17 protein-coding genes and 1 pseudogene are annotated in these 19,922 nt (G+C 73.6%); 10 read left to right on the forward strand and 8 right to left on the reverse strand.

Annotation, left to right across the window (positions count from 1 at the left end; translation table 11 throughout):
- Nucleotides 1-152 precede the first annotated feature (152 nt).
- Entirely contained in the window at nucleotides 153-845 is a 693-nt protein-coding gene (locus KME75_RS27645; protein WP_219417819.1) for a GntR family transcriptional regulator, read from the forward strand.
- Between the two features lie 135 nt (nucleotides 846-980).
- On the opposite strand, the gene KME75_RS27650 is transcribed toward KME75_RS27645, so the two are convergent.
- A complete protein-coding gene (locus KME75_RS27650; protein WP_308283136.1) occupies nucleotides 981-2,144 on the reverse strand; it encodes a mandelate racemase/muconate lactonizing enzyme family protein in 1,164 nt (387 codons plus the stop codon).
- A 144-nt stretch (nucleotides 2,145-2,288) separates the two neighbouring features.
- On the opposite strand from KME75_RS27650, the gene KME75_RS27655 reads away from it, so the two are divergent.
- The 5 genes from KME75_RS27655 (at nucleotide 2,289) to KME75_RS27675 (ending at nucleotide 6,983) form a co-directional block, all read left to right on the forward strand.
- A complete protein-coding gene (locus tag KME75_RS27655; protein WP_219417820.1) occupies nucleotides 2,289-3,620 on the forward strand; it encodes an MFS transporter in 1,332 nt (443 codons plus the stop codon).
- 28 nt (nucleotides 3,621-3,648) lie between these two features.
- Nucleotides 3,649-4,710 (forward strand): Rieske 2Fe-2S domain-containing protein, encoded by a 1,062-nt coding sequence (locus KME75_RS27660; protein WP_219417821.1) that lies wholly within the window; start codon nucleotides 3,649-3,651, stop codon nucleotides 4,708-4,710.
- A 3-nt stretch (nucleotides 4,711-4,713) separates the two neighbouring features.
- A complete protein-coding gene (locus tag KME75_RS27665) occupies nucleotides 4,714-4,935 on the forward strand; it encodes a hypothetical protein (protein ID WP_219417822.1) in 222 nt (73 codons plus the stop codon).
- Complete coding sequence (locus tag KME75_RS27670) at nucleotides 4,932-5,888, forward strand: PDR/VanB family oxidoreductase (RefSeq protein WP_219417823.1); 957 nt, start codon at nucleotides 4,932-4,934, stop codon at nucleotides 5,886-5,888. The genes KME75_RS27665 and KME75_RS27670 overlap by 4 nt, the downstream gene beginning before the upstream one ends.
- A 90-nt stretch (nucleotides 5,889-5,978) precedes the next feature.
- Nucleotides 5,979-6,983, forward strand: a complete 1,005-nt coding sequence (locus tag KME75_RS27675; RefSeq protein ID WP_246632972.1) for a zinc-binding dehydrogenase — start codon at nucleotides 5,979-5,981, stop codon at nucleotides 6,981-6,983.
- Nucleotides 6,984-7,054: 71 nt separating this feature from the next.
- Here KME75_RS27675 and KME75_RS27680 read toward each other — a convergent pair whose 3' ends face one another.
- The 6 genes and pseudogenes from KME75_RS27680 to KME75_RS27705 all read right to left on the reverse strand — a co-directional run bounded on the left by KME75_RS27680 (nucleotide 7,055) and on the right by KME75_RS27705 (nucleotide 14,301).
- The gene (locus KME75_RS27680) at nucleotides 7,055-7,936 is read right to left on the reverse strand and encodes a polysaccharide deacetylase family protein (RefSeq protein ID WP_219417825.1); all 882 of its coding nucleotides are present in this window, start codon (nucleotides 7,934-7,936) and stop codon (nucleotides 7,055-7,057) included.
- Nucleotides 7,937-7,974: 38 nt separating this feature from the next.
- The gene (locus KME75_RS27685) at nucleotides 7,975-8,841 is read right to left on the reverse strand and encodes an amidohydrolase family protein (RefSeq protein WP_219417826.1); all 867 of its coding nucleotides are present in this window, start codon (nucleotides 8,839-8,841) and stop codon (nucleotides 7,975-7,977) included.
- A 10-nt stretch (nucleotides 8,842-8,851) separates the two neighbouring features.
- The gene (locus KME75_RS27690; RefSeq protein ID WP_219417827.1) at nucleotides 8,852-9,796 is read right to left on the reverse strand and encodes a 3-hydroxyacyl-CoA dehydrogenase NAD-binding domain-containing protein; all 945 of its coding nucleotides are present in this window, start codon (nucleotides 9,794-9,796) and stop codon (nucleotides 8,852-8,854) included.
- 74 nt (nucleotides 9,797-9,870) lie between these two features.
- Nucleotides 9,871-11,834 (reverse strand): annotated as a pseudogene (locus KME75_RS27695) (acetoacetate--CoA ligase).
- On the reverse strand, nucleotides 11,831-12,718 hold the full coding sequence (locus KME75_RS27700; protein ID WP_219417828.1) for a crotonase/enoyl-CoA hydratase family protein: 888 nt from the start codon (nucleotides 12,716-12,718) through the stop codon (nucleotides 11,831-11,833). Before KME75_RS27700 ends, KME75_RS27695 begins: the two are co-directional and overlap by 4 nt.
- Nucleotides 12,715-14,301: an acyl-CoA synthetase gene (locus tag KME75_RS27705; RefSeq protein WP_219417829.1), complete on the reverse strand. Its 1,587-nt coding sequence runs from the start codon at nucleotides 14,299-14,301 to the stop codon at nucleotides 12,715-12,717. Before KME75_RS27705 ends, KME75_RS27700 begins: the two co-directional genes overlap by 4 nt.
- A gap of 117 nt (nucleotides 14,302-14,418) precedes the next feature.
- Here KME75_RS27705 and KME75_RS27710 point away from each other — a divergent pair, with 117 nt between their 5' ends.
- Nucleotides 14,419-14,865 carry a MarR family winged helix-turn-helix transcriptional regulator gene (locus KME75_RS27710; protein ID WP_219417830.1) on the forward strand — a complete coding sequence of 149 codons (447 nt, stop codon included), beginning with the start codon at nucleotides 14,419-14,421 and terminating at the stop codon, nucleotides 14,863-14,865.
- Between the two features lie 123 nt (nucleotides 14,866-14,988).
- On the opposite strand, the gene KME75_RS27715 is transcribed toward KME75_RS27710, so the two are convergent.
- Nucleotides 14,989-15,864: a PaaX family transcriptional regulator gene (locus KME75_RS27715; protein ID WP_308283137.1), complete on the reverse strand. Its 876-nt coding sequence runs from the start codon at nucleotides 15,862-15,864 to the stop codon at nucleotides 14,989-14,991.
- 133 nt (nucleotides 15,865-15,997) lie between these two features.
- Here KME75_RS27715 and KME75_RS27720 point away from each other — a divergent pair, with 133 nt between their 5' ends.
- The 3 genes from KME75_RS27720 to KME75_RS27730 all read left to right on the forward strand — a co-directional run bounded on the left by KME75_RS27720 (nucleotide 15,998) and on the right by KME75_RS27730 (nucleotide 19,456).
- Nucleotides 15,998-17,323 carry an MFS transporter gene (locus tag KME75_RS27720; protein WP_219417831.1) on the forward strand — a complete coding sequence of 442 codons (1,326 nt, stop codon included), beginning with the start codon at nucleotides 15,998-16,000 and terminating at the stop codon, nucleotides 17,321-17,323.
- 90 nt (nucleotides 17,324-17,413) lie between these two features.
- Entirely contained in the window at nucleotides 17,414-18,454 is a 1,041-nt protein-coding gene (locus KME75_RS27725) for an NAD(P)-dependent alcohol dehydrogenase (RefSeq protein ID WP_219417832.1), read from the forward strand.
- A gap of 237 nt (nucleotides 18,455-18,691) precedes the next feature.
- The gene (locus tag KME75_RS27730) at nucleotides 18,692-19,456 is read left to right on the forward strand and encodes an IclR family transcriptional regulator (protein ID WP_308283138.1); all 765 of its coding nucleotides are present in this window, start codon (nucleotides 18,692-18,694) and stop codon (nucleotides 19,454-19,456) included.
- The last annotated feature ends 466 nt before the right edge of the window (nucleotides 19,457-19,922 follow it).

Genomic DNA, 19,922 nt, shown 5'->3' on the forward strand with positions numbered 1-19,922 from the left:
CGGGGGTCAGAGTGTTCCTGGGCCGCGGCGTCGATACTGCCACTGGACGGCAGTATCGCCACCTTGCTGACGTCCGGCGCCGATCCGTGCGGAGTGACCGCCGGCTATCGTCTCGGCAGGCGGGCGGAGCCGGAAGAGGGGGTGGCAGCGGGGTGTCGGGGCCGTTCACGACCAAGTCCGCCTTCGCCTACGCCAACGTGCGGGAGCGGATCCTGTCGGGTGAGTTCGCCCCCGGGTCCGTGCTCAACCAGGAGCTGCTCGCCACCACGATCGGGATCAGCACCACCCCACTGCGGGAGGCGCTGCGCAGGCTCGCGTCCGAGGGGCTGGTGACGCTCGGCGTCCACAGCGACGCCCGCGTGGCGCCGCTGACCGCGGAAGAGGCCAGGGACCTGTTCGAGGTGCGCCGGTCCATGGACGCCCTCGCCGCGGCGCTGGCGGCCGAGCGGCGCACGGACGAGGACGTCGCGGCGTTGCAGGCGGCCGCGGAGGAGCTGCGCCCGCTCATCGAGGGCGTGGGCTCCGATGTGCTCGCGGCGCACCGCGCGTTCCACGCCGCGCTGTACCGGGCGTCGCACAACGCGATGCTCGTCGACCTGCTCGACGGGCTGTGGGACAAGGCCGACCGGTACCGCAGGCTCGGGCTCGAGCTCATCAGCGGTTCCGGGGCCACCCGGCTGCAGGACTTCGAGGAGCACTTCGAGCTGATGCAGGCCGTGGTGCGCGGCGACGCCGTCCACGCCGAGGCGGTGATGCGCCGGCACGTGCAGGCGAGCCTCGGCGGCCTCGCCGCGCAGGCCCTGGAGGACTCACGCGGTCGCCCACCCGCCCGTCCCCGGGCCTGACGCAGGCGGTCGACGCCCGCTCGCTCCCGGCACCGCGATGACAGCAAGGTGGCAGTACTGCCACTGGACGGCAGCATTGCCACCTTGCTGGCGTTGGCCGGACCGCCCCGGCCGAGGCGGTCCGGCCCGGGGCGGTCAAGCGCTCAGCTCGGCCATGTGCCGGTACAGGTCGGCCTTGCCCTCGAAGCCGATCCCCGGCAGGTCCGGCATCGTGATGTGGCCGTCCTCCACCTCGACGCCGTCGGGGAAGCCGCCGAAGGGCTGGAACAGGTCGGGGTAGGACTCGTTGCCGCCCAGGCCCAGCCCGGCGGCGATGTTGAGCGACATCTGGTGCCCGCCGTGGGGGACGCATCTCCGCGGTGACCAGCCGTGTTCCCGCATCACCTCGAGGATCCGCAGGTACTCGACCAGCCCGTAGCCCAGCGCGCAGTCGAACTGCAGCCAGTCCTGCTCCGGTCGCATCCCGCCGTAGCGCAGCAGGTTGCGGGCGTCCTGCACGGAGAACAGGTTCTCGCCGGTCGCGAGCGGCCCCGGGTACTCCTTCGCGACCTCGGCGTGCAGCTCGTAGTCCAGCGGATCGCCCGGCTCCTCGTACCAGAACAGGTCGTAGCCACGCAGCTCCTCCGCGTACGCGAGCGCAGTGTCCCGGTCGAACCGGCCGTTCGCGTCGACGGCCAGCCGCTGCCCCGGCCCCAGGACGCCCAGCACGGCCTCGATGCGCCGCCGGTCCTCCGCCGGCGGAGCGCCGCCGATCTTCATCTTCACGACGTCGTACCCGCGCCGCAGGTACCCCTGCATCTCCTGGACGAGCGCACGCTCGCCGCCCGCCTGGTAGTAGCCGCCCGCGGCGTAGACGAACACGCGCCGGTCCGGTTCGCCGTCGCCGTAGCGCTCGGCGAGCAGCCGGAACAGCGGCTTGTCCTCGATCTTGGCGACGGCGTCCCACACGGCCATGTCGACGGTGCCGACGGCGACCGAACGCTCCCCGTGGCCGCCGGGCTTCTCGTCGGTCATCATCGCGTCCCACACCGCGTGCGGGTCGAGGTTGGCCCCGTCGGGCGCGAGCAGGCTGTCCGGGTCGGCCTCCAGCACCCGCGGGATGAACCGCTCGCGCAGCATCGCCCCCTGCCCGTAGCGGCCGTTGGAGTTGAAGCCGTACCCGACGACCGGCCTGCCGTCCCGCACCACGTCGGTGACCACCGCGACGAGGCTGAGCGTCATCCGCCGGAAGTCGATGTAGGCGTTGCGGATCGGCGCGGCGATGGAGAACGTCCGCTCCCGGATCTCGACGATTTGCACAGCTTGCAGCCTACAAGCTTATCCGCCTCGCGGAATGCCGACACCTTTTCCGGCGTCCGGGAAGGCCGTTCGCCTCCGGGCGGCGCTCCCGCAGTCTGGTCGCCAACTCCCGCAAGATTCCTGTGGAACAACGAGGTGCCACCCATGAGTGCGTCGCTGCGCTCGGCTCTGGACGACGGTCCGATGAGCCGCTTCCAATGGACCGCGGTCGCGGTCTGCGTTCTGCTCAACATGCTCGACGGCTTCGACGTGCTCGTCATGGCGTTCACCGGCCGGGCCGTGTCGACCGAGTGGGGCCTGTCGGGCTCCCAGCTCGGGTTGCTGCTGTCCGCGGGCCTGGTCGGGATGGCCGCAGGCTCGCTGCTCGTCGCGCCGTGGGCCGACCGGGTGGGGCGCCGCCCGATCATCCTCGGCTGCCTCACGCTCGCGAGCGCGGCGATGCTGCTGTCCTCGATCAGCCAGTCCGCCGTTCAGCTCGGCGTGCTGCGCGTGCTCACCGGCATCGGCATCGGTGGCATCCTCGCCAGCAGCAACGTGATCGCCGCGGAGTACGCCTCGCGGCGCTGGCGCGGCCTCGCGGTCAGCCTCAACTCCACCGGATACGCCCTCGGCGCCACGCTGGGCGGGCTGCTCGCGGTGGTCCTGATCGGCGGCTTCGGCTGGCGCTCGGTGTTCCTGCTCGGCGGGATCGCGACCGCCGCGGCGATCCCCGCGGTGTGGGCGCTGCTGCCGGAGTCGCTGGACTTCCTGCTCGCGCGCAGGCCCGCCGGCGCGCTAGAGCGGGTCAACGCGCTCGCCGCCCGCATGGGGCAGCCCGCGCTCGACCGGCTCCCGGAGCAGACCGAGGCCCCCGCCGGCGTCGGCGCGACCTTCCGCGAGCTGCTCACCCCGCGACTGCGGCGCGCCACGCTCGTGCTGTGGGTCGCCTTCTTCTGCGTGATGGCGGGCTTCTACTTCGTCACCAGCTGGACGCCGACGCTGCTCGTCGAGGCGGGCCTCTCCCCCGCCCAGGGCATCACCGCGGGCACGCTGCTGAACCTCGGCGGGGTCTTCGGCGCCGCCCTGCTAGGCCTGCTCGCCGCCCGGTTCGCCCTGCGCAACGTCCTGATCAGCTACCTGATCGCCACCGCCGTGCTGCTCGCCGTCTTCATCGCCTCCACCTCGACGCTCGCGCTGGCGTTCGCGGTCGGCATCGTCGTCGGCCTGTTCGTCAACGGCTGCGTCGCCGGCCTGTACGCGCTCACCCCGACGGTGTACGGCCCGGCCGTGCGCACCACCGGCGTCGGCACGGGCCTCGCGATCGGGCGCGCCGGTGCGATCCTCGCCCCGACGCTGGCCGGCACCCTGCTCGACGGCGGCTGGACCCCGCAGCAGCTCTACATCGCCGCCGGCGTGATCTTCCTCTGCACCGCCGCCGCTCTCACCCTCCTGCGCGCATCGGCCCCCGCGGCCGTGCCCGCCCCGTCCGCGAGCTGACCGGCCCATCGGCCCGAGAGGAGTTCCCATGACCAGCATCCCGCGCGACCAGTGGTACGTCGCGGCCTACGGCCGGGAGATCACGACCGAGCTGTTCTCCCGCACGATCTGCGGCGAGTCGATCCTGTTCTGGCGCACGAAGGCGGGCACGGTCACCGCGATGTCGGACCGCTGCGTCCACCGCCGTTTCCCGCTCTCGCAGGCCCCCACCCGGCTGGTGGACGACCAGGTCATCTGCGGCTACCACGGTTTCACCTACGGCACCGACGGCCGCTGCGTGGCGGTGCCCGGCCAGACGCGGGTGCCGCGCACCGCACGCCTGCGGTCCTACCCGGTCGTCGAGCAGGACTCGTTCGTCTGGGTGTGGATCGGTGACCCCGACCGGGCCGACGCCACCCGCATCCCGCGGGCGCCGTGGCTGGACTCCCCCGACTACACCACGGTCTCGGGCATGGAGCCCCTCGCCGCGCGGTTCGGGCTGCTCGTGGACAACCTGCTCGACCTGTCGCACGAGACCTACCTGCACGGCGGCTACATCGGCACCCCCGAGGTCGCCTCGACGCCGATCACCACCGAGGTCGACGAGGAGGCCGGCATCGTCTACGTCTCCCGGCACATGGACGACGCGGAGTGCCCGCCGTTCTACTCCAAGTCCACGGGGCTGACCGGGCGGATCGCGCGCTGGCAGGACATCGAGTACACCCCGCCGTGCCTGTACAAGCTGCACTCGCGGATCGCCCCGGTCGGCTCCGTCCCCAACCCGGACGGCAGCGACCCCGACGCCTTCCACGTCGAGGTCGTCTACGCGATCACGCCGGAGACGGAGAACTCCACGCACGACTTCTGGGCCGTCGCCCGCGACTTCGCGCTCGACGACCAGGGCGTCTCGGACTTCCTCGCCGAGAACAACCGCACCGTCGTGCTGCAGGACGTCGAGGCGCTCGACGTGCTGGAGAAGGTCATCGCCACCGAGCCCGCCGGCTACCAGGAGCTCTCGATCAACATCGACACCGGCGGGCTCGCCGCCCGCCGCATGCTCGCCGCGCAGCTCACCCAGGGCACGACCGCGGCGGCCACCACCGGGAGCTGAGCCATGACGATCGAACCCACGAGGATGCTCACCGGCCGCGGGGTGCTGCGGGTGGTCTGGCTGCCGGGTAGCGACCGGCTGCAGGGCAACTGCCACTGCGGCGCCGTGCACGTCGCCGACGGGCCGGTCGAGGTGTGGGAGTGGCTGCTCGCCCACCCGGTCGGCCACGAGCCACCGGCCGCGGCGCCCGAGCCCGTCCTTGCCACCTCCGGAACGACGTCATGACCTCGTCCGAGACCGAGCGCGACCTCGTCGTGCACGAACGGGACGACGTCGCCGATGGCGTGGCGGTGCTCCGGCTCCGCCACGCCGACGGCGCCGACCTGCCGGCCTGGGAGCCGGGGGCGCACGTCGACCTGGTGCTGACCGACGAGCTCACCCGGCGGTACTCGCTGTGCGGGGACCCGGCCGACCGGTCGACGTGGCAGGTCGCCGTGCTGCGGGAGCCGGACGGCCGCGGCGGCTCGGCGTTCGTGCACGACAAGCTGCAGCCGGGGGTCACCGTGACCGCGCGCGGGCCGCGCAACCACTTCCCGCTGGAACCGGCCGACCGGTACGTGTTCGTGGCGGGCGGCATCGGGATCACCCCGATCCTGCCCATGCTCGCCGCCGCCACGGCGGCGGGCGCCGACTGGACGCTCACCTACGGCGGGCGCACGGCGGGCTCGATGGCCTTCGTCGAGCACCTGCGCGACACCCACGGCGACCGCGTGGTCCTGCGCCCGCAGGACGAGCACGGGCTGCTCGACCTCGACGCCCTGCTCGGCGCCCCCGCCGAGGGCACGCTCGTCTACTGCTGCGGCCCGGCGCCGCTGCTCGACGCGGTCGAGCAGCGGTGCGCGGCCTGGCCGTCCGGGGCGCTGCACGTCGAGCGGTTCATGCCCAAGGAGCAGGGCGAACCGGTGCTGTCCGGGTCGTTCGAGGTGGAGCTCGCCACCACCGGCGCCACCCTCACCGTCCCGCCGGACCGCTCGGTCCTCGAGGTCGTCGAAGAGGCGGGCGTCCCGGTGCTCTCCTCCTGCCAGGAGGGCACGTGCGGCACCTGCGAGACCGCGGTGCTCGCGGGCGAGGTCGACCACCGCGACTCGCTGCTCACCGACGAGGAGAAGGCCGCGAACGACACCATGTTCATCTGCGTGTCCCGCGCCGCCTGCCCGAAGCTCGTGCTCGATCTCTGAGCGCCCCTCCCGCGAGTCGCCCGCTTCCGACACACGAGTCGCCCGGTCCGGACACACGAGTCGCCCGGTTCCGACACTACGGTGGTCGGCATGCTCGCCGGACGACTGAACGTGACGACCCGGGAGTTCGCGGTGACGGACGTCCCCGTCCCCGAACCAGGCCCGGGCGAGGTGCGGATCAAGGTCGAGGCGGCGGGTGTCTGCCTCTCCGACGTCCACCTCATCGACGGCACCCTCACACCCCTGTACCTGGCGGGCGACACCGTGACGCTGGGGCACGAGGTCGCGGGCACCGTCGACGCCGTCGGCCCCGGCGTCACGGCGTGGCAGCCGGGCAGGCGGGTGCTGCTCCAGGCCGGCGAGCTGAGCCCGGACGGGCGCGTGCTCACCCGGGGCGTGGACTACGACGGCGGGTGGGCCGAGTACGCGGTCGCGAGCGAGGCCACGCTGGTCGCGATCCCGGACCACCTGCCGTTCGAACAGGCCGCGATCATCCCGGACGCGGTGTCCACGCCGTGGGCCGCCGTCACCACGACCGGCGGGGTCCGCTCGGCACAGGCCGTCGGCGTGTGGGGTGCAGGCGGCCTCGGGGTCCACGCGATCCAGCTGCTGCGGCTGATCGGCGCCGCACCCGTCGTCGCGGTCGATCCGCTGCCCGCCGCCCGCGAACGCGCCGTGGCCTTCGGGGCCGACGTGGCGCTCGACCCCGCCGACGACGCCCTGCGTCAGCGCATCCTGGACGAGACCGCGGGGGTCGGTCTCACCGCGGCGTTCGACTTCGCCGGTGTGCCCGCCGTGCGGGAACAGGCCGTGGCCTGCCTCGCCCCGCGCGGCAAACTCGTCCTCGTCGGCCTCACCGACCAGCCGCTGACGATCACCAACGGCACCCTGTTCAGCTACTACCAGCAGCAGGTGCTGGGCCACTACGGCTCCGACGCCGAGCACGTCGACCAGCTCGTCACCCTCGTCGACCGGCACCGCGTCGACTTCGCCCGGTCGATCAGCGCCGTCGTCCCGCTCGCCGACGCCGCAGCTGCCGTCGAGCGGCTGCACCACAAGGAGGGCAACCCGATCCGGCTGGTCCTCCGGCCCTGACACCCACCGCGCGCACCCCGTCGCGGCTCGAGCACCCCGTCGACGGGGAGCGTCCGCCGAGACGGGGAGCGTCAGCCGGTCGGACGGACGCGGGCGCGCGTCCACGCCCGCTGCACCTCCCGGTAGCCGATCACGGCGATCCCCTCCTCCGCCACGATCGCGCGCGCCTCCGGAGAGGTGAGGAACCCGTGGTCGCCGTGCCGCACCGGCCACCCGCCGGGGTCGATCGCCCGCGCCTGCTCGTCGTCCAGGCCCGGGTGCACCGCCCACTCGGTCAGCCCCACCGGCAGGTGCCGCAGCAACGCCGCGTAGCGCGCGGCCTTGCCCTCGAGGTCGAGGCCGAAGCTGTCGACGAAGTCGTGGTCGACGACCGGCAGGCCCCGGCGGCGCAGCGTCGTGCGCGCACGGTCGCCCCACGCCCGCACCGCCAGGCCGTACTCGTCGGCCAACGCCACGGTCAGGTCGAAGACGTCGGGGCGCCCGGCGTCGGCCAGGCAGTGCCAGTCCAGGTGCGTCGGTTCGAGCCCGATCCCGACCACGGCGTCGATCTGCGCGCGGAACTCCCGCCCCACGTCGTCGAGCCGGGCGCGGGCGAGCAGCTCCGGGATCCGGTCCGGGCCGAACAGCTCACCGGCCTCGTCCAGCAACGACGGCACGCTGTCCTTCGCCGCCGCCATCGGACCCCACCGGGCGGTGGTCAGCTCGCAGACCAGCGTGAGGTGGATCCCGAACGCGATCTCCGGCTTCCGGCGCAGCAGCTCCATGGCCTCGGACGCCCCGGGACACGGCACCATGAGGCTGCAGGAGCCGACGATCCCGTCCTCGATCGACTGCAGAGCCCCGGTGTTGATCGCGCCGTACATCCCGAAGTCGTCGGCGTTCACGATCAGCACCCGGGCGTCCGGCGGAAACCCCAGCACCTCGACCGACCCGGCCGTCCCCGTCCGATCCACCCCGCCAGTCTCGACGGTGCGTCGACGCCTTTTCTTCCTCAGGCCAACCCGAGCATCCGCACCGCGTTGTCCTTGAGGATCAGCGGCCGCACCTCGTCGGGGATGTCCAGCTTCGCGAAGTCGTTCTGCCACCGCTCCGGGGTGATCAGCGGGTAGTCCGACCCGAACAGCACCTTGTGCTTGAGCATCCGCCCCGCGGCCTGCACCAGCTGGGGCGGGAAGTACTTCGGCGACCACCCGGACAGGTCGATGTAGACGTTCGCCTTGTGGGTGGCGATCGAGATGGCCTCGTCCTGCCACGGCACGGACGGGTGCGCCATGACGATCGTCAGCTCGGGGAAGTCGGCGGCCACGTCGTCGATCAGCATCGGGTCGGAGTAGCGCAGCTTGATCCCCCGGCCGCCGGGGAGCCCGGCACCGATGCCGGTCTGGCCGGTGTGGAACAGCGCGGGCACGCCCAGCTCCGACAGCGCGTCGTAGAGCGGGTAGAACGCGGTGTCGTTCGGCTGAAAAGCCTGCATGCTCGGGTGGAACTTGAACCCGCGCACCCCGTGCTCGGTCACCAGCGTGCGGGCCCGGCGAATCGCGGCCTTGCCACCATGCGGGTCGACCGACCCGAACGGGATCAGCACGTCGGCGTGCTCGGCGGCGAGGTCGGCGATCTCCTCGCTCGACAGCGCCGGGTGCCCGGTCGCCGCGGTGGCGTCGACCGTGAAGACCACGGCCCCGGTGTTGCGGCTCCGGTAGTACTCGGCGATGTGGGCGAGCGTCGGCGTCCGGTGCTCGCTCGACTTGAAGTAGCCCGCCGAGGCGTCGAGCAGCTCCTGGTCGAGCGACGTGCAGCCGGAGCTGTCCTGCTCGACGTGCACATGCACGTCGATCGCGTCGAGTGCGGCGATGTCCACTTCGTCTCCTTTACGGAAGGTCGATGCCCGCCTTCGCGGCGAGCAGGGCGTGCAGGACGGCGTCGCGGCGGGCGACGAGGTCGGCCGGGTCGATGCCGGCCAGCTCCTCGTCGACCCCGGCCACCAGCTGCTCGGCGAGCTGCGGGGTGAGCGCGGGGTCGCCGAGGTCGTGCCAGATGTCCTCGGTGGGCGGGCCGAGGTGCGCCAGCACGTGCGCGAGGCCGCCCGGGCCGCCGGACAGGTGCTGGTTGACGAACGGGCCGAGCACCGCCCAGCGCAGGCCCGGGCCGTGCGCGATGGCGGCATCGACGTCGGCGACGGTGGCGACCCCCCGCTCCACCAGCGAGTATGCCTCCCGCCACAGCGCGGCCTGCAGCCGGTTCGCGATGTGGCCGGGCACCTCCTGACGCAGCCGGATCGGTCGCTTGCCGACGCCTGCGTAGAAGTCCATGGCGCGCTGGACGACGTCCTCGCTCGTCCGCTCCCCCGGCACGACCTCCACCAGCGGGACGATGTGCGGCGGGTTGAACGGGTGCCCGACCACGACCCGCTCGGGGTGCTCCGTGCACGCCTGCGCGATCAGGCTGGGCGGCAGCATCGACGAGCTGCTGGCGAGGATCGCGTCCGGGCGAGCCGCGGCGTCCAGCGCGGCGAACAGCGCGTGCTTGACCTCCACCCGCTCCGGGCCGTTCTCCTGCACGACGTCGGCGTCGGCCACCGCCTCGGCGATGTCGGCGGTGAACGTCAGCCGGTCGGTCGAGGCGCCCTCGGCGAGCCCGAGGCTCGCGACGGTGGGCCAGTGCGCGGCCACGTCGGCCCGCAGCCGCTGCTCCGCGCCCGGCGCCGGGTCGGTGGCGACGACGTCGAGCCCGCGCCCGAGGAAGTGCGCAGCCCAGCTCGCGCCGATCACGCCGGTACCGACGATTGCAACCCGGCGCGCCACCGGGCGACTCACGTGTCGATTCGGGGCGAATCGCGTGACGGAAACGGGCGACTCGCGGGGTTGGTCGCCCCTTGCGTCGCGGCCGGTCACGATGTCCTCGACAGCGCGACGAACGGCTCCAGCGACGCCGGGTCGGCGAGCACGTCCCTGCTCGCGACGGCGTCGGGCGCGGCACCGAGGAGGATCTTCTTCGCCGGCAGCTCGAGCTTCTTGCCCGTGCGGTTGCGCGGAACCGCGGGCACGGCCACGACCCGGTCCGGGACGTGCCGTGGCGACAGGGCGCCGCGCAGCTCGCCCGCGATCCGGGCGCGCAGCGCGTCGTCGAGCTCGGCGCCGTCGCGCAGCACGACGAACAGCAGCAGCTCCCCGTTGCCGCCCGCCGGGTCCTCCAGGTGGACGACGAGGCTGTCCTCGACCTCCGGCAGCTCCTCGACGACCCGGTAGAACTCCGCGGTGCCCAGCCGCACGCCGCCCCGGTTGAGGGTGGCGTCCGACCGCCCGGCGACGATGCAGCTGCCCTCGGGCGAGAACCGCACCCAGTCGCCGTGGCGCCAGATCCCGGGGTAGGCGTCGAAGTAGGTGTCGCGGTAGCGCAATCCGTCCGTGTCTCCCCAGAACCCGACCGGCATCGACGGCATCGGCTGCGTGATCACCAGCTCGCCCAGCTCGCCGACGACCTCACGGCCCTTGTCGTCGTACGCGGCGGCGGCCACACCCAGGCAGGGCCCGGAGATCTCCCCGGCCCACACCGGCTGCAGCGGGCTGCCCTGCACGATCCCGGAGCAGACGTCCGTGCCGCCGCTGCCCACGTTGAGCAGCACGTCCGACCCGAACTGCTCGGTCACCCACCGGTAGCCCTCCGCCGGGAGCGGGCTGCCCGCGGCCCCGATCTGGCGCAGCCGGGACAGGTCGTGCTCGCGGGCCGGTTCCAGCCCTTCCTTCCGGCACGCCATGAGGTAGCCGGGGCTCGCGCCCATCAGGGTCGCCCCGGTCTCCTCGGCGAGGCGCCACTGCCAGTCCAGGTCGGGATGGAGCGGGTTGCCGTCGATCAGCACGATGGACGCGCCGACGAGCAGGCCGGAGACCAGCGCGTTCCACATCATCCAGGCGGTGGTGGAGAACCACAGGATCCGGTCGCCGGCGCGCAGGTCCCACGAGAGCCCGTGGTTCTTCAGGTGCTCCAGCAGGATCCCGCCGTGGCCGTGCACGATCGCCTTCGGTCGGCCGGTGGTTCCCGAGGAGAACAGCACGCACAGCGGGTGGGCGAACGGCAGCGGATCGACGACGAGGTCGCCGGGCTCGGCCAGCAGCTCGGCCCAGCCGAGCGCGTCCGGTAGCTCGCCCGCGCCGTACGGGACGTGCACGACGTGCCGCAGCGTCGGCAGCCCGGCGCGGACGGCGGCCACCTCGGCCCGCCGGTCCACGTCCTTGGTCCCGTACCGGTAGCCGGCGACGGTGAGCAGCACGGTGGGCTCGACCTGGGCGAACCGGTCGACGACGCTGCGGGCACCGAACTCCGGAGCACAGCTCGCCCAGACCGCCCCGAGGCTCGCGGTGGCGAGGAACGCCACGACGGTCTCCGGGATGTTCGGCAGGTAGGCGACCACGCGATCCCCGGGCCCGACGCCGAGCCGCAGCAGTCCGGCGCGGGCGCGGGCCACCTGCTCGCGCAGCTGCTCCCAGTCAGCTCCAGCGGGTCCCGGGTCTGCGAGTGCGCGACGACGGCCACGTCCGTGGCGGCGACGCCGGCGCCACGCAGGACGTGCTCGGCGTAGTTGAGCGTGGCGCCGGGGAACCACTCCGCGCCGGGCATCTCCCGGCGCGCCAGGACGGGGCCGTCGAAGGAGCCGCGGACGTCGAAGAACTCCCGGATCGAGGACCAGAAGCCCGGGAGGTCGGTGACCGACCAGCGGTGCAGGCCCGCGTAGTCGTCGAAAGTGAGCCCGCGCTCGCGCTCCAGCCACGTCAGATAGCGCCCGATCTCGGTGGTCTCCCGGACGTCCGGCGCGGGGGCCCGCAGGAGCTCGGGGCCGGTGGCGGGCCCGGTCATCGTTCTTCCCACCCCGCCGGCTCCGCACGCTCCGCCGGCTGCCATCCCCCGGTCCGCCCCACCTTCCCCGCCCGGCCCTGCAGGAACGCCCGCATCCGCTCCTTCGCCTCCCCGCTGCCCGACGCGACGGCCGCCATCAGCGACTCCATCAGGTAGCCCTCGGCGGGGTTGGCCTCGGCGATCCGGGGCAGCGCCTGGAGCACGGCGAAGTTGGTGACCGGCGAGTTGGCGGCGATGCGGCGGGCCAGCTCCAGCGCCTGCCCGAGCCCCTCCCCCGCGTCCGTCAGGTAGTGCGACAGGCCCAGCGCCTGGCCCTCCTCGGCGTCGAGGACCCGGCCGGTGAGCATCATGTCGGCCATCCGGTGCGCGCCGATCAGGCGCGGCAGCCGCACCGACGCCCCGCCGCCGACGAACAGCCCGCGCTGGCCCTCGGGCAGCGCGTAGAACGCGCTGGGCTCGGCCACCCGGATGTGCGCGGCGGAGGCCAGCTCCAGCCCGCCGCCGATCACGGCGCCCTTGAGGACGGCGACGACCGGCACCCGGCCGCGCTCGAGGCGCTCGAACGCCCGATGCCACATCATCGAGTGCTCCAGGCCGGCGAACGCGTTGCGCTCGGTGAGCTCCGACAGGTCGAGCCCCGCCGAGAAGTGCTCGCCGTCGGCGTCGAGCACGACCGCCTTGGCCCACGAGGGTGGCGTGGCGAAGAACGCCTCGATGCCCAGCACGGTGGGGTCGTCGAGGGCGTTGCGCTTGGCCGCGCGGGTCAGGCGCAGCACGGCGACGTCCGCGCCGTCCCGCTCGACCTGCAGCGACGGCGGCAGCAACGCCTGCACGAGGTCGTCGTCGTGCACCTCGGTGATCGGCCCGCTGATCGACTCGGTCATCGCACTCCCTCCGCCGCCGCGGCGGCGAACTCTCCGGCCGCCCGCTCGCGCAGGTCGACCCGTCGGATCTTGCCGGTGGCGCCCCGCGGCAGCTCCGACACGAACACCAGGTACTTGGGCACCTTGTAGCGGGCGAGGTGCGCCTCCAGGTGCGCACGCAGCTCGGCCTCGATGAGCGCGGCGCCGTCGCGCAGCTGCACGTAGCCGGCGCCGACCTCGCCCCAGCGGGCGTCCGGGACGCCGACGACCGCCGCGTTCGCCACCGCGTCGAGCTGCACCAGCACGGCCTCGACCTCGGCGGGGTAGACGTTCTCCCCACCGGAGATGATCAGGTCCTTGACCCGGTCGACGACGTCGGCCCAGCCGTCCTCGGCCACCCGGAGCACGTCGCCGGTGCGGAACCAGCCGCCCTCGACGAATGCCGCCGCGGTCTCCTCGGGCCGGTTCCAGTAGCCGGCGAAGACGTGTGGGCCGCGCACGAGCAGCTCGCCCGGCTCGCCGCCGACGGGGGCCGGGCGGCCGTCGCGCAGCATCGCGACCTCGGTGAACACGTGCGGCACGCCGACCGACACCGGCCGGTCCAGCCCCTCGCCGCGGGGCACCATGTAGACGCCCGGGGCGGCCTCGGTCATGCCGTAGCCCTGCTGGAGCGCCACTCCGCGGTCCAGCCACTTGCGCGCCACCCGCTCCTGAACGGGCGAACCCCCGTAGAGCACGGTGTGCAGCGAGCTCAGGTCCGTGGCGTCCCAGTCCGGGTGCTCGCACATCATCTGCAGCATCGTCGGCACCGCGGAGAAGCTCGTGATCCGGGCGTCGGCGATCCGGGCGAGGATCGCGCCGGGGTCGAACCTCGCCACCGGTTCCACGCTGCCGCCCTTGAACAGCGTGGGCAGCGTGACCTGGCCGAGGCCGACGCAGTGGAACAGCGGCGCGATGCACAGGGCGCGGTCGGTGCTCAGCACGTCGACGTGGGCGAGCTGGTTGACCGTGTTCCAGGTCAGGTTGCCATGGGTGAGCACCGCCGCCTTGGGCCGCCCGGTCGTGCCGGAGGTGTAGAGCAGGATCGCCGGGTCGTCGAGCGACACCGGCGGCTCCTCACCGAGGCCCGGACCGGCGGCGACCTCGGCGGCGTAGTCCCGGCCGCCCGCGGGGCAGCTCTCCGGATGCACCGCGACGACGTGCCGCACGGTCGCCGGGAGCGGCGCGGCGGCGGCGACCAGCGCGTCGGTGTCGCCGCTGTGCACGAGCATCGAGGAGCCGGAGTCGTCGAGCATGTAGCGGATCTCGGTGCCCGACAGCCGGTGGTTCAGGGGCACGGCGATCGCGCCGAGCAGCCAGGTCGCGAAGAACGTCTCGAACACCTCGACGGCGTTGACGCCGAGGTAGGCGACCCGGTCGCCGGGGCCGACCCCGAGCCGCCGCAGTGCGCCTGCGAGCCGGGACGTGCGGTCGGCGAGCTCGGCGAACGTCTGCGTGCGGTGCGGGTCGACCAGCGCGATGCGGTCCGGCGAGATGCGGGCCCGCCGCCCGGGCCAGCTGCCCAGACCGGCGACGGGCGGCCGCCCGGTCGCGGGATCCATCATCGTCCTCCGCTTCGTCGAGGAACCCCAATTAACAGGATTCCTTAGTATCACCGAGCATGCCGCCATGAGAAGACCCCGTGCCAGACTCGACACCGGCGACACGAGGAGGACCCACGGATGACGCTGCACCCGGCCGCGAACCGGCAGGCCCCGTCGCTGCTCTACGCGGTCAAGCAGGTGGAGCTCGCGGTCCGCGCCCACCTCGACGAGCTGCTGCGCCCGTCCGGCATCACAGCGCTGCAGTACACGGCGCTCACCGTGCTCGACCGCCGCGACCACCTGACCACCGCCGAGCTCGCCCGCAACTCGTTCGTCACCCCGCAGGCAATGGCCGACCTGGTCACCGCGCTCGAGCGGCGGGGGCTCATCGTGCGCGACCGCGACCCGGCCAACCGCAGACGACTGCTGATCAGCCTCACCGGCGAGGGGCACGAGCTGCTCGCCGCGGTGGCCGAGCGGGTGGGCGCGCTCGAGGAGCGCATGGTGGCCGACCTGACGGCCGACGAGCGCGCCTCGTTCGCCGGCTACCTCAACCGCAGCCGGGCGGCACTGGCACAGCGGTAGCCCGGCCGCTCACGGTGCCGCCGTCGCTCGCCGCACCAGGTTGCAGCAAAGCCACTTTCCTGCAACGTGGTGGCATGAAAGTGGCTTTGCTGCAATCCCGACGGCGGTCCCGGGCGGCGCTCGTCAGCCCTGCGCCTCCTCGTCCGGGATGACGTCGAGCACGTCGGCCGCGATCGCCCCGGCCTCGGGCTCGAACTCGGCGTAGAGCGCCCGGAACAGCTGCTGGGCCTGCTCGGCGGGCCAGTCGGACGGCAGGTGCCGTACCGGCAGCCGCGGGTCGCGCCGGATCACCTCGAGCCAGTCGGTCTGCAGGACGAGCTGGCGGGCGAGCCCGTCGGGCAGGTGCGGGCGCCGGGCGGACCGTTCCCAGCGGTCGAGGAACCCGCGGTAGCGGGCGGCAAGGGCGTCGAGGTCCCAGGCGTCGCGCACGAGCCCGTCGACGTCGGTGGGAGGTAGCGCGCGGGCCGCGAACACCTTGAGGTGCCCGGCCGCCTCGAGGTCGTCGCCGAGCCTGCCGACGTCCACCGTGGACGGGGCGATCCAGAGCCCGCCCTGCAGCGGGCCGAAGCCCGCCCACAGCAGCCGCGAGCGCAGGGCGTGCCGCTGCCGCTGCCAGTGCTCGGGCAGCGAGAACCCGAGCAGCGTCCACGTGCCGTCCCAGGACGTGTTCACCGCGCCCACCCGCCACACCCGTGCCTCGCCGTCGCGCAGGACCTCGCGGGAGCGCCAGGTCAGCCCGAGGTAGACCTGCCGCCCGCGGCGCGCCCGGTGCAGCAGGTCGCGGCGGGCCATCCGGCTCAGCGTCGAGCGGGTGGCGTGCTCGGAGACGCCCGCCCGCCGCAGCACGTCGAGCACGCTGCTCGTGGCCACGTGCACGCCGCGGCCGAGGAGGTAGCCGCCGAAGAAGGTCAGCAGCAGCGCCTGGGGGCGCGGGGCGCCGAGGGGCGCGTCACCGGCGAACTCCTCGTCGTCCCCCTCGCCGACGTGCGCGAATGCCACGCGGGCAGCGTAGCTGCCGCATTGTTGGGCAGTCCGTTGACCGCAGTGACGATGGTGCCTAAGGTGCTCGGTCACGTGACCCGGGGCGACAGCGCCCGTCCCGGGCAGCCCACCGACCAGACAGGGCACCGCAATGACGCACCCGCACCCCGCCCGCTCCGGGAGCCAGCTCCGACGCGCCGTGCTGTCGAGCTACCTCGGCAGCGTCATCGAGTACTACGACTTCCTGCTCTACGCGACGGCGTCCGCCGTGGTGTTCAGCCGCGTGTTCTTCTCCGAGCTCGACCTGCTCGTCGGCACCGTCGCGAGCTTCGGGACGCTCGCCACCGGCTACCTCGCCCGCCCGCTCGGCGGCGTCCTGTTCGGACACTTCGGCGACCGGCTCGGGCGCAAGCGGATGCTCGTGATGACGATGACGCTGATGGGCGTCGCGAGCGTGCTCATCGGGCTGCTGCCGACCTACGCCCAGGTCGGGGCGCTGGCGCCGGTGCTGCTGATCGTGCTGCGCATCGCCCAGGGCGTCGCGGTCGGCGGCGAGTGGGGCGGCGCGGTGCTGATGTCGGCCGAGCACGCGACGTCGCGGCGCGGGCTGTGGGCGAGCTTCACCAACGCGGGCGCGCCCAGCGGGATGGTGCTCTCCACCGTGGTCCTCGCGCTCACCGCAGCGGGGATGAGCGAGGAGGCGTTCCTCTCCTGGGGCTGGCGGATCCCGTTCCTGCTCAGCGCGGTGCTGCTCGCCGTCGGCCTGTTCGTGCGCGCCAAGGTCGAGGAGACTCCGGTGTTCCAGGAGGCGGCGGCGGCGAAGCCGTCCGGCCCGCCGCTGCTGGAGGTGCTGCGCAACCACCCGCGCAACCTGCTGCTCGGCGTGGGCGTCGGCTTCGGCGCGTTCGTCGCGCAGGGCACGCTCACGACCTTCGTGATCTCCTACGCGGTGCAGGCGGGCTTCGAGCGCCAGACCGTGCTCAACGCCCTCACGGTGTCGTCGGTGGCGGCGATCCTCGGGATCATCGGGTTCTCGGCGCTGTCCGACCGGCTCGGCCGCAGGCCCGTGGTACTCACCGGCGCGATCGCGATGGCCGTGCTGAGCTTCCTGATCTTCCCGATGATCAACAGTGGTTCCGCGCTGCTGCTGACCCTCGCCGTGGTCCTCGGGCAGGGCGTGGTGCACGCCGCGATGTACGGCCCGCTCGCCGCGCTCTACACGGAGCTGTTCTCGACGCGGGCGCGCTACACCGGCGCGTCGCTCGGCTACCAGATCGCGGGCACCGGTGCCGGGATCGCGCCGGTCGTGTTCGCCGCGGTGCTCGCCGGCTCGGCCGCGACGCTGCCGGTGTCGATCATCATCGCGACCTGCTGCCTGATCACCGTCGGCTGCATCCTGGCGCTGGGTGAGACGTCCACGAACGACCTCACCGCCGAGGCCGGAGCCGAGCGGACGGCGGCGCGGCAGCGGAGCTAACCTGCGGTCCGCGGGCCCTCGGCGCCCCGCCCGGCATATAGTTGAGGTCGCAACAATAAGCGCTTTGCGTAGTAGCAGGAGGCGATCTCGGTGAAGGCCCTGCAGTACCGCGAGATCGGCGCCGAGCCGGTCGTCGTCGACGTGCCCACGCCGGAGCCGGGACCCGGGCAGGTGCTGCTGCGCGTGGACGCGGCCGGCGTCTGCCACTCCGACATCGCGGTGATGGGGTGGCCCGCCGAGCAGTACCGGTACCCGCTGCCGATGACGCTGGGCCACGAGGGTGTCGGCACCGTCGTCGGGCTCGCTGACGGCGCGCAGGGCGTCGCGGAGGGCGACCGGGTCGCGGTCTACGGCCCGTGGGGCTGCGGCGTCTGCCGGATGTGCGCCCAGGGCAAGGAGAACTACTGCCTGCGCGCCGCCGAGCTGGGGATCACCCCGCCCGGACTCGGGCACGACGGCGCGATGGCGGAATACATGCTGGTCGACGACGCCCGGCACCTCGTCCCGCTCGGCGACCTCGACCCGGTGCAGGCGGTCCCGCTGACCGACGCCGGGCTCACGCCCTACCACGCGGTCAAGGCGTCGCTGCCGAAGCTCGTCGCCGGCAGCACCGCGCTCGTCATCGGCACCGGCGGGCTCGGGCACGTCGCCGTCCAGCTGCTGCGGGCGCTCACCCCGGCGCGCGTGGTCGCCGTCGACGTGTCGGAGGACAAGCTCGCGCTCGCCCGCCGGGTCGGCGCCCACGAGACGCTGCTGTCCGGGCCGGAGACCGCCGCGCAGGTCCGCGAGATCACCGGCGGCGAGGGCACCCGTGCGGCGTTCGACTTCGTCGGCGCGCAGCCGACCGTCGAGCTGGCCGGTGCCGTCGCCGGCGTCGAGAGCGACGTGACGATCGTGGGCATCGCGGGCGGGACGCTGCCGGTCGGCTTCGGTTCGACCGCCTTCGAGGTCGCGGTCCGCGCCCCGTACTGGGGCACCCGCGACGAGCTGATCGAGGTGCTCGACCTGGCGCGCGCCGGGCTGGTCGGCGTGCACGTCGAGCGCTTCGGCATCGACGACGGCCCGCAGGCCTACCGGGCGCTGCACCACGGTGAAGTCGACGGCCGCGCGGTGATCCTGCCGAACGGCTGAGTCGAACGCCCGGGGTCGAACGGCCGGGGTCGAACGGCCGGGGTCGAACGGCCGGGGTCGAACGGCCGGGGTCGAACGGCCGGGGTCGAACGGCCGGGGTCGAACGGCTGGGGTCGAACGGCTGGGGTCGAACGGCTGGGGTCGAACGGCTGGGGTCGAACGGCTGGGGTCGAACGGCGGCACGGGCCGGTTACGCTCTACGGCCGGCACGCGGCCCGTCCGCAGAGGAGGTACCCAGTGGCACGGGCGCGTCCCACCGACGGCGGCACCGGACCCGTCCTGGCCCGCGCACTGCAGCTGCTGGACGCCTTCTCCGCCCAGCGCCCGGCGATGAGCCTGAGCGAGCTGTCCCGCCACACCGGGCTGCCGGTGTCCACCGCGCACCGGCTGCTCGGCGAGCTCGTCGCCTGGGGCGCGCTCGAGCGGGGCGAGGACGGCTGCTACCGCGTCGGGCTGCGGCTGTGGGAGGTCGGCTCGCTCGCCCCGCGCGGCCTGCCGCTGCGCGAGCGGGCGCTCCCGTTCCTCGAGGACCTCTCCCAAGTCACGCGGGAGAACGTGCAGCTCGCGGTCCGGGAGGGCTCCGAGGTCGTGTACGTCGAGCGGATCGCCGGCAGCGGGGCGGTGCCGGTGCTCACCCGCGTCGGGGGCCGCTTCGCGCTCACCGCCACCGGCGTCGGGCTGGTGCTGCTCGCGCACGCGCCCACCGAGGTGCAGGAGGACGTGCTCACGGCGCCGATCGAGCGCTACACCGAGTTCACCGTCACCGACCCGCGCGTGCTGCGCCGCATGCTCGCCGACGTCCGGACGAGCGGCTTCTCGATCAGCGACCGGCAGGTCACCACCGACGCGCTCTCGGTAGGCGCCCCGATCCACGACGCCCGCGGCACGGTGGTGGCCGCCGTGTCGCTGGTGGTCCGCCACGGCAGCGTCGCTCCGCACACCCTCGCCCCGCTGGTGCGCACCAGCGCCCGCGCGATCTCCCGGGCGCTGGCCTCGAGCTGAACCTGCGGGTCAGGTGACCCGGGCCAGCCGCCCCGGCGGCGGCGCACCGACCGCGTCCGGGTGCAAGGCCCACGCGAGCGCCTCGATCCCGTCGACGAGGCGGGGCCCGGCACGACGTAGGACGCGGAGTCGACGGCCAGCAGGGGGCGGCCGGGGAACCGTTCGCGCACGGCGGCGGCCTGCGCGACGGCGTCGTCGAGGCCGTAGCCGCACGGTGCCACCACGACCACGTCCGCAGGCAGCGCCACCACGTCGTCCCAGGGCGCCGACGCGCTGCGGCCGGCGTCCGCGCCGCCCACCGGCTCGCCGCCCGCCCGGCGCACCAGCTCGGGCACCCAGTGCCCGGCCAGGAACGGGGGGCGGTCCACTCGAGCACCAGCACGCGCGGCCGCGGCCGCCCGGCCACCGCCGCGGCGACGGCCGCCAGCCGGGCGCGGAGCGCGCCGACCAGGGGGGCCGCGGGCTG

Source organism: Pseudonocardia nigra (genome assembly GCF_019396355.1).
In the GTDB taxonomy this organism is placed as follows: domain Bacteria; phylum Actinomycetota; class Actinomycetes; order Mycobacteriales; family Pseudonocardiaceae; genus Pseudonocardia; species Pseudonocardia nigra.

What these genes read in the sequence shown, in the direction of transcription:
- KME75_RS27655 (WP_219417820.1), top strand. Translation starts at nt 2,289, where the DNA reads ATGAGTGCGTCGCTGCGCTCGGCTCTGGACGACGGTCCGATGAGCCGC.
- KME75_RS27660 (WP_219417821.1), top strand. Translation starts at nt 3,649, where the DNA reads ATGACCAGCATCCCGCGCGACCAGTGGTACGTCGCGGCCTACGGCCGG.
- KME75_RS27665 (WP_219417822.1), top strand. Translation starts at nt 4,714, where the DNA reads ATGACGATCGAACCCACGAGGATGCTCACCGGCCGCGGGGTGCTGCGG.
- KME75_RS27670 (WP_219417823.1), top strand. Translation starts at nt 4,932, where the DNA reads ATGACCTCGTCCGAGACCGAGCGCGACCTCGTCGTGCACGAACGGGAC.
- KME75_RS27675 (WP_246632972.1), top strand. Translation starts at nt 5,979, where the DNA reads ATGCTCGCCGGACGACTGAACGTGACGACCCGGGAGTTCGCGGTGACG.
- KME75_RS27700 (WP_219417828.1), bottom strand. Translation starts at nt 12,718, where the DNA reads ATGACCGAGTCGATCAGCGGGCCGATCACCGAGGTGCACGACGACGAC.
- KME75_RS27705 (WP_219417829.1), bottom strand. Translation starts at nt 14,301, where the DNA reads ATGATGGATCCCGCGACCGGGCGGCCGCCCGTCGCCGGTCTGGGCAGC.
- KME75_RS27710 (WP_219417830.1), top strand. Translation starts at nt 14,419, where the DNA reads ATGACGCTGCACCCGGCCGCGAACCGGCAGGCCCCGTCGCTGCTCTAC.
- KME75_RS27720 (WP_219417831.1), top strand. Translation starts at nt 15,998, where the DNA reads ATGACGCACCCGCACCCCGCCCGCTCCGGGAGCCAGCTCCGACGCGCC.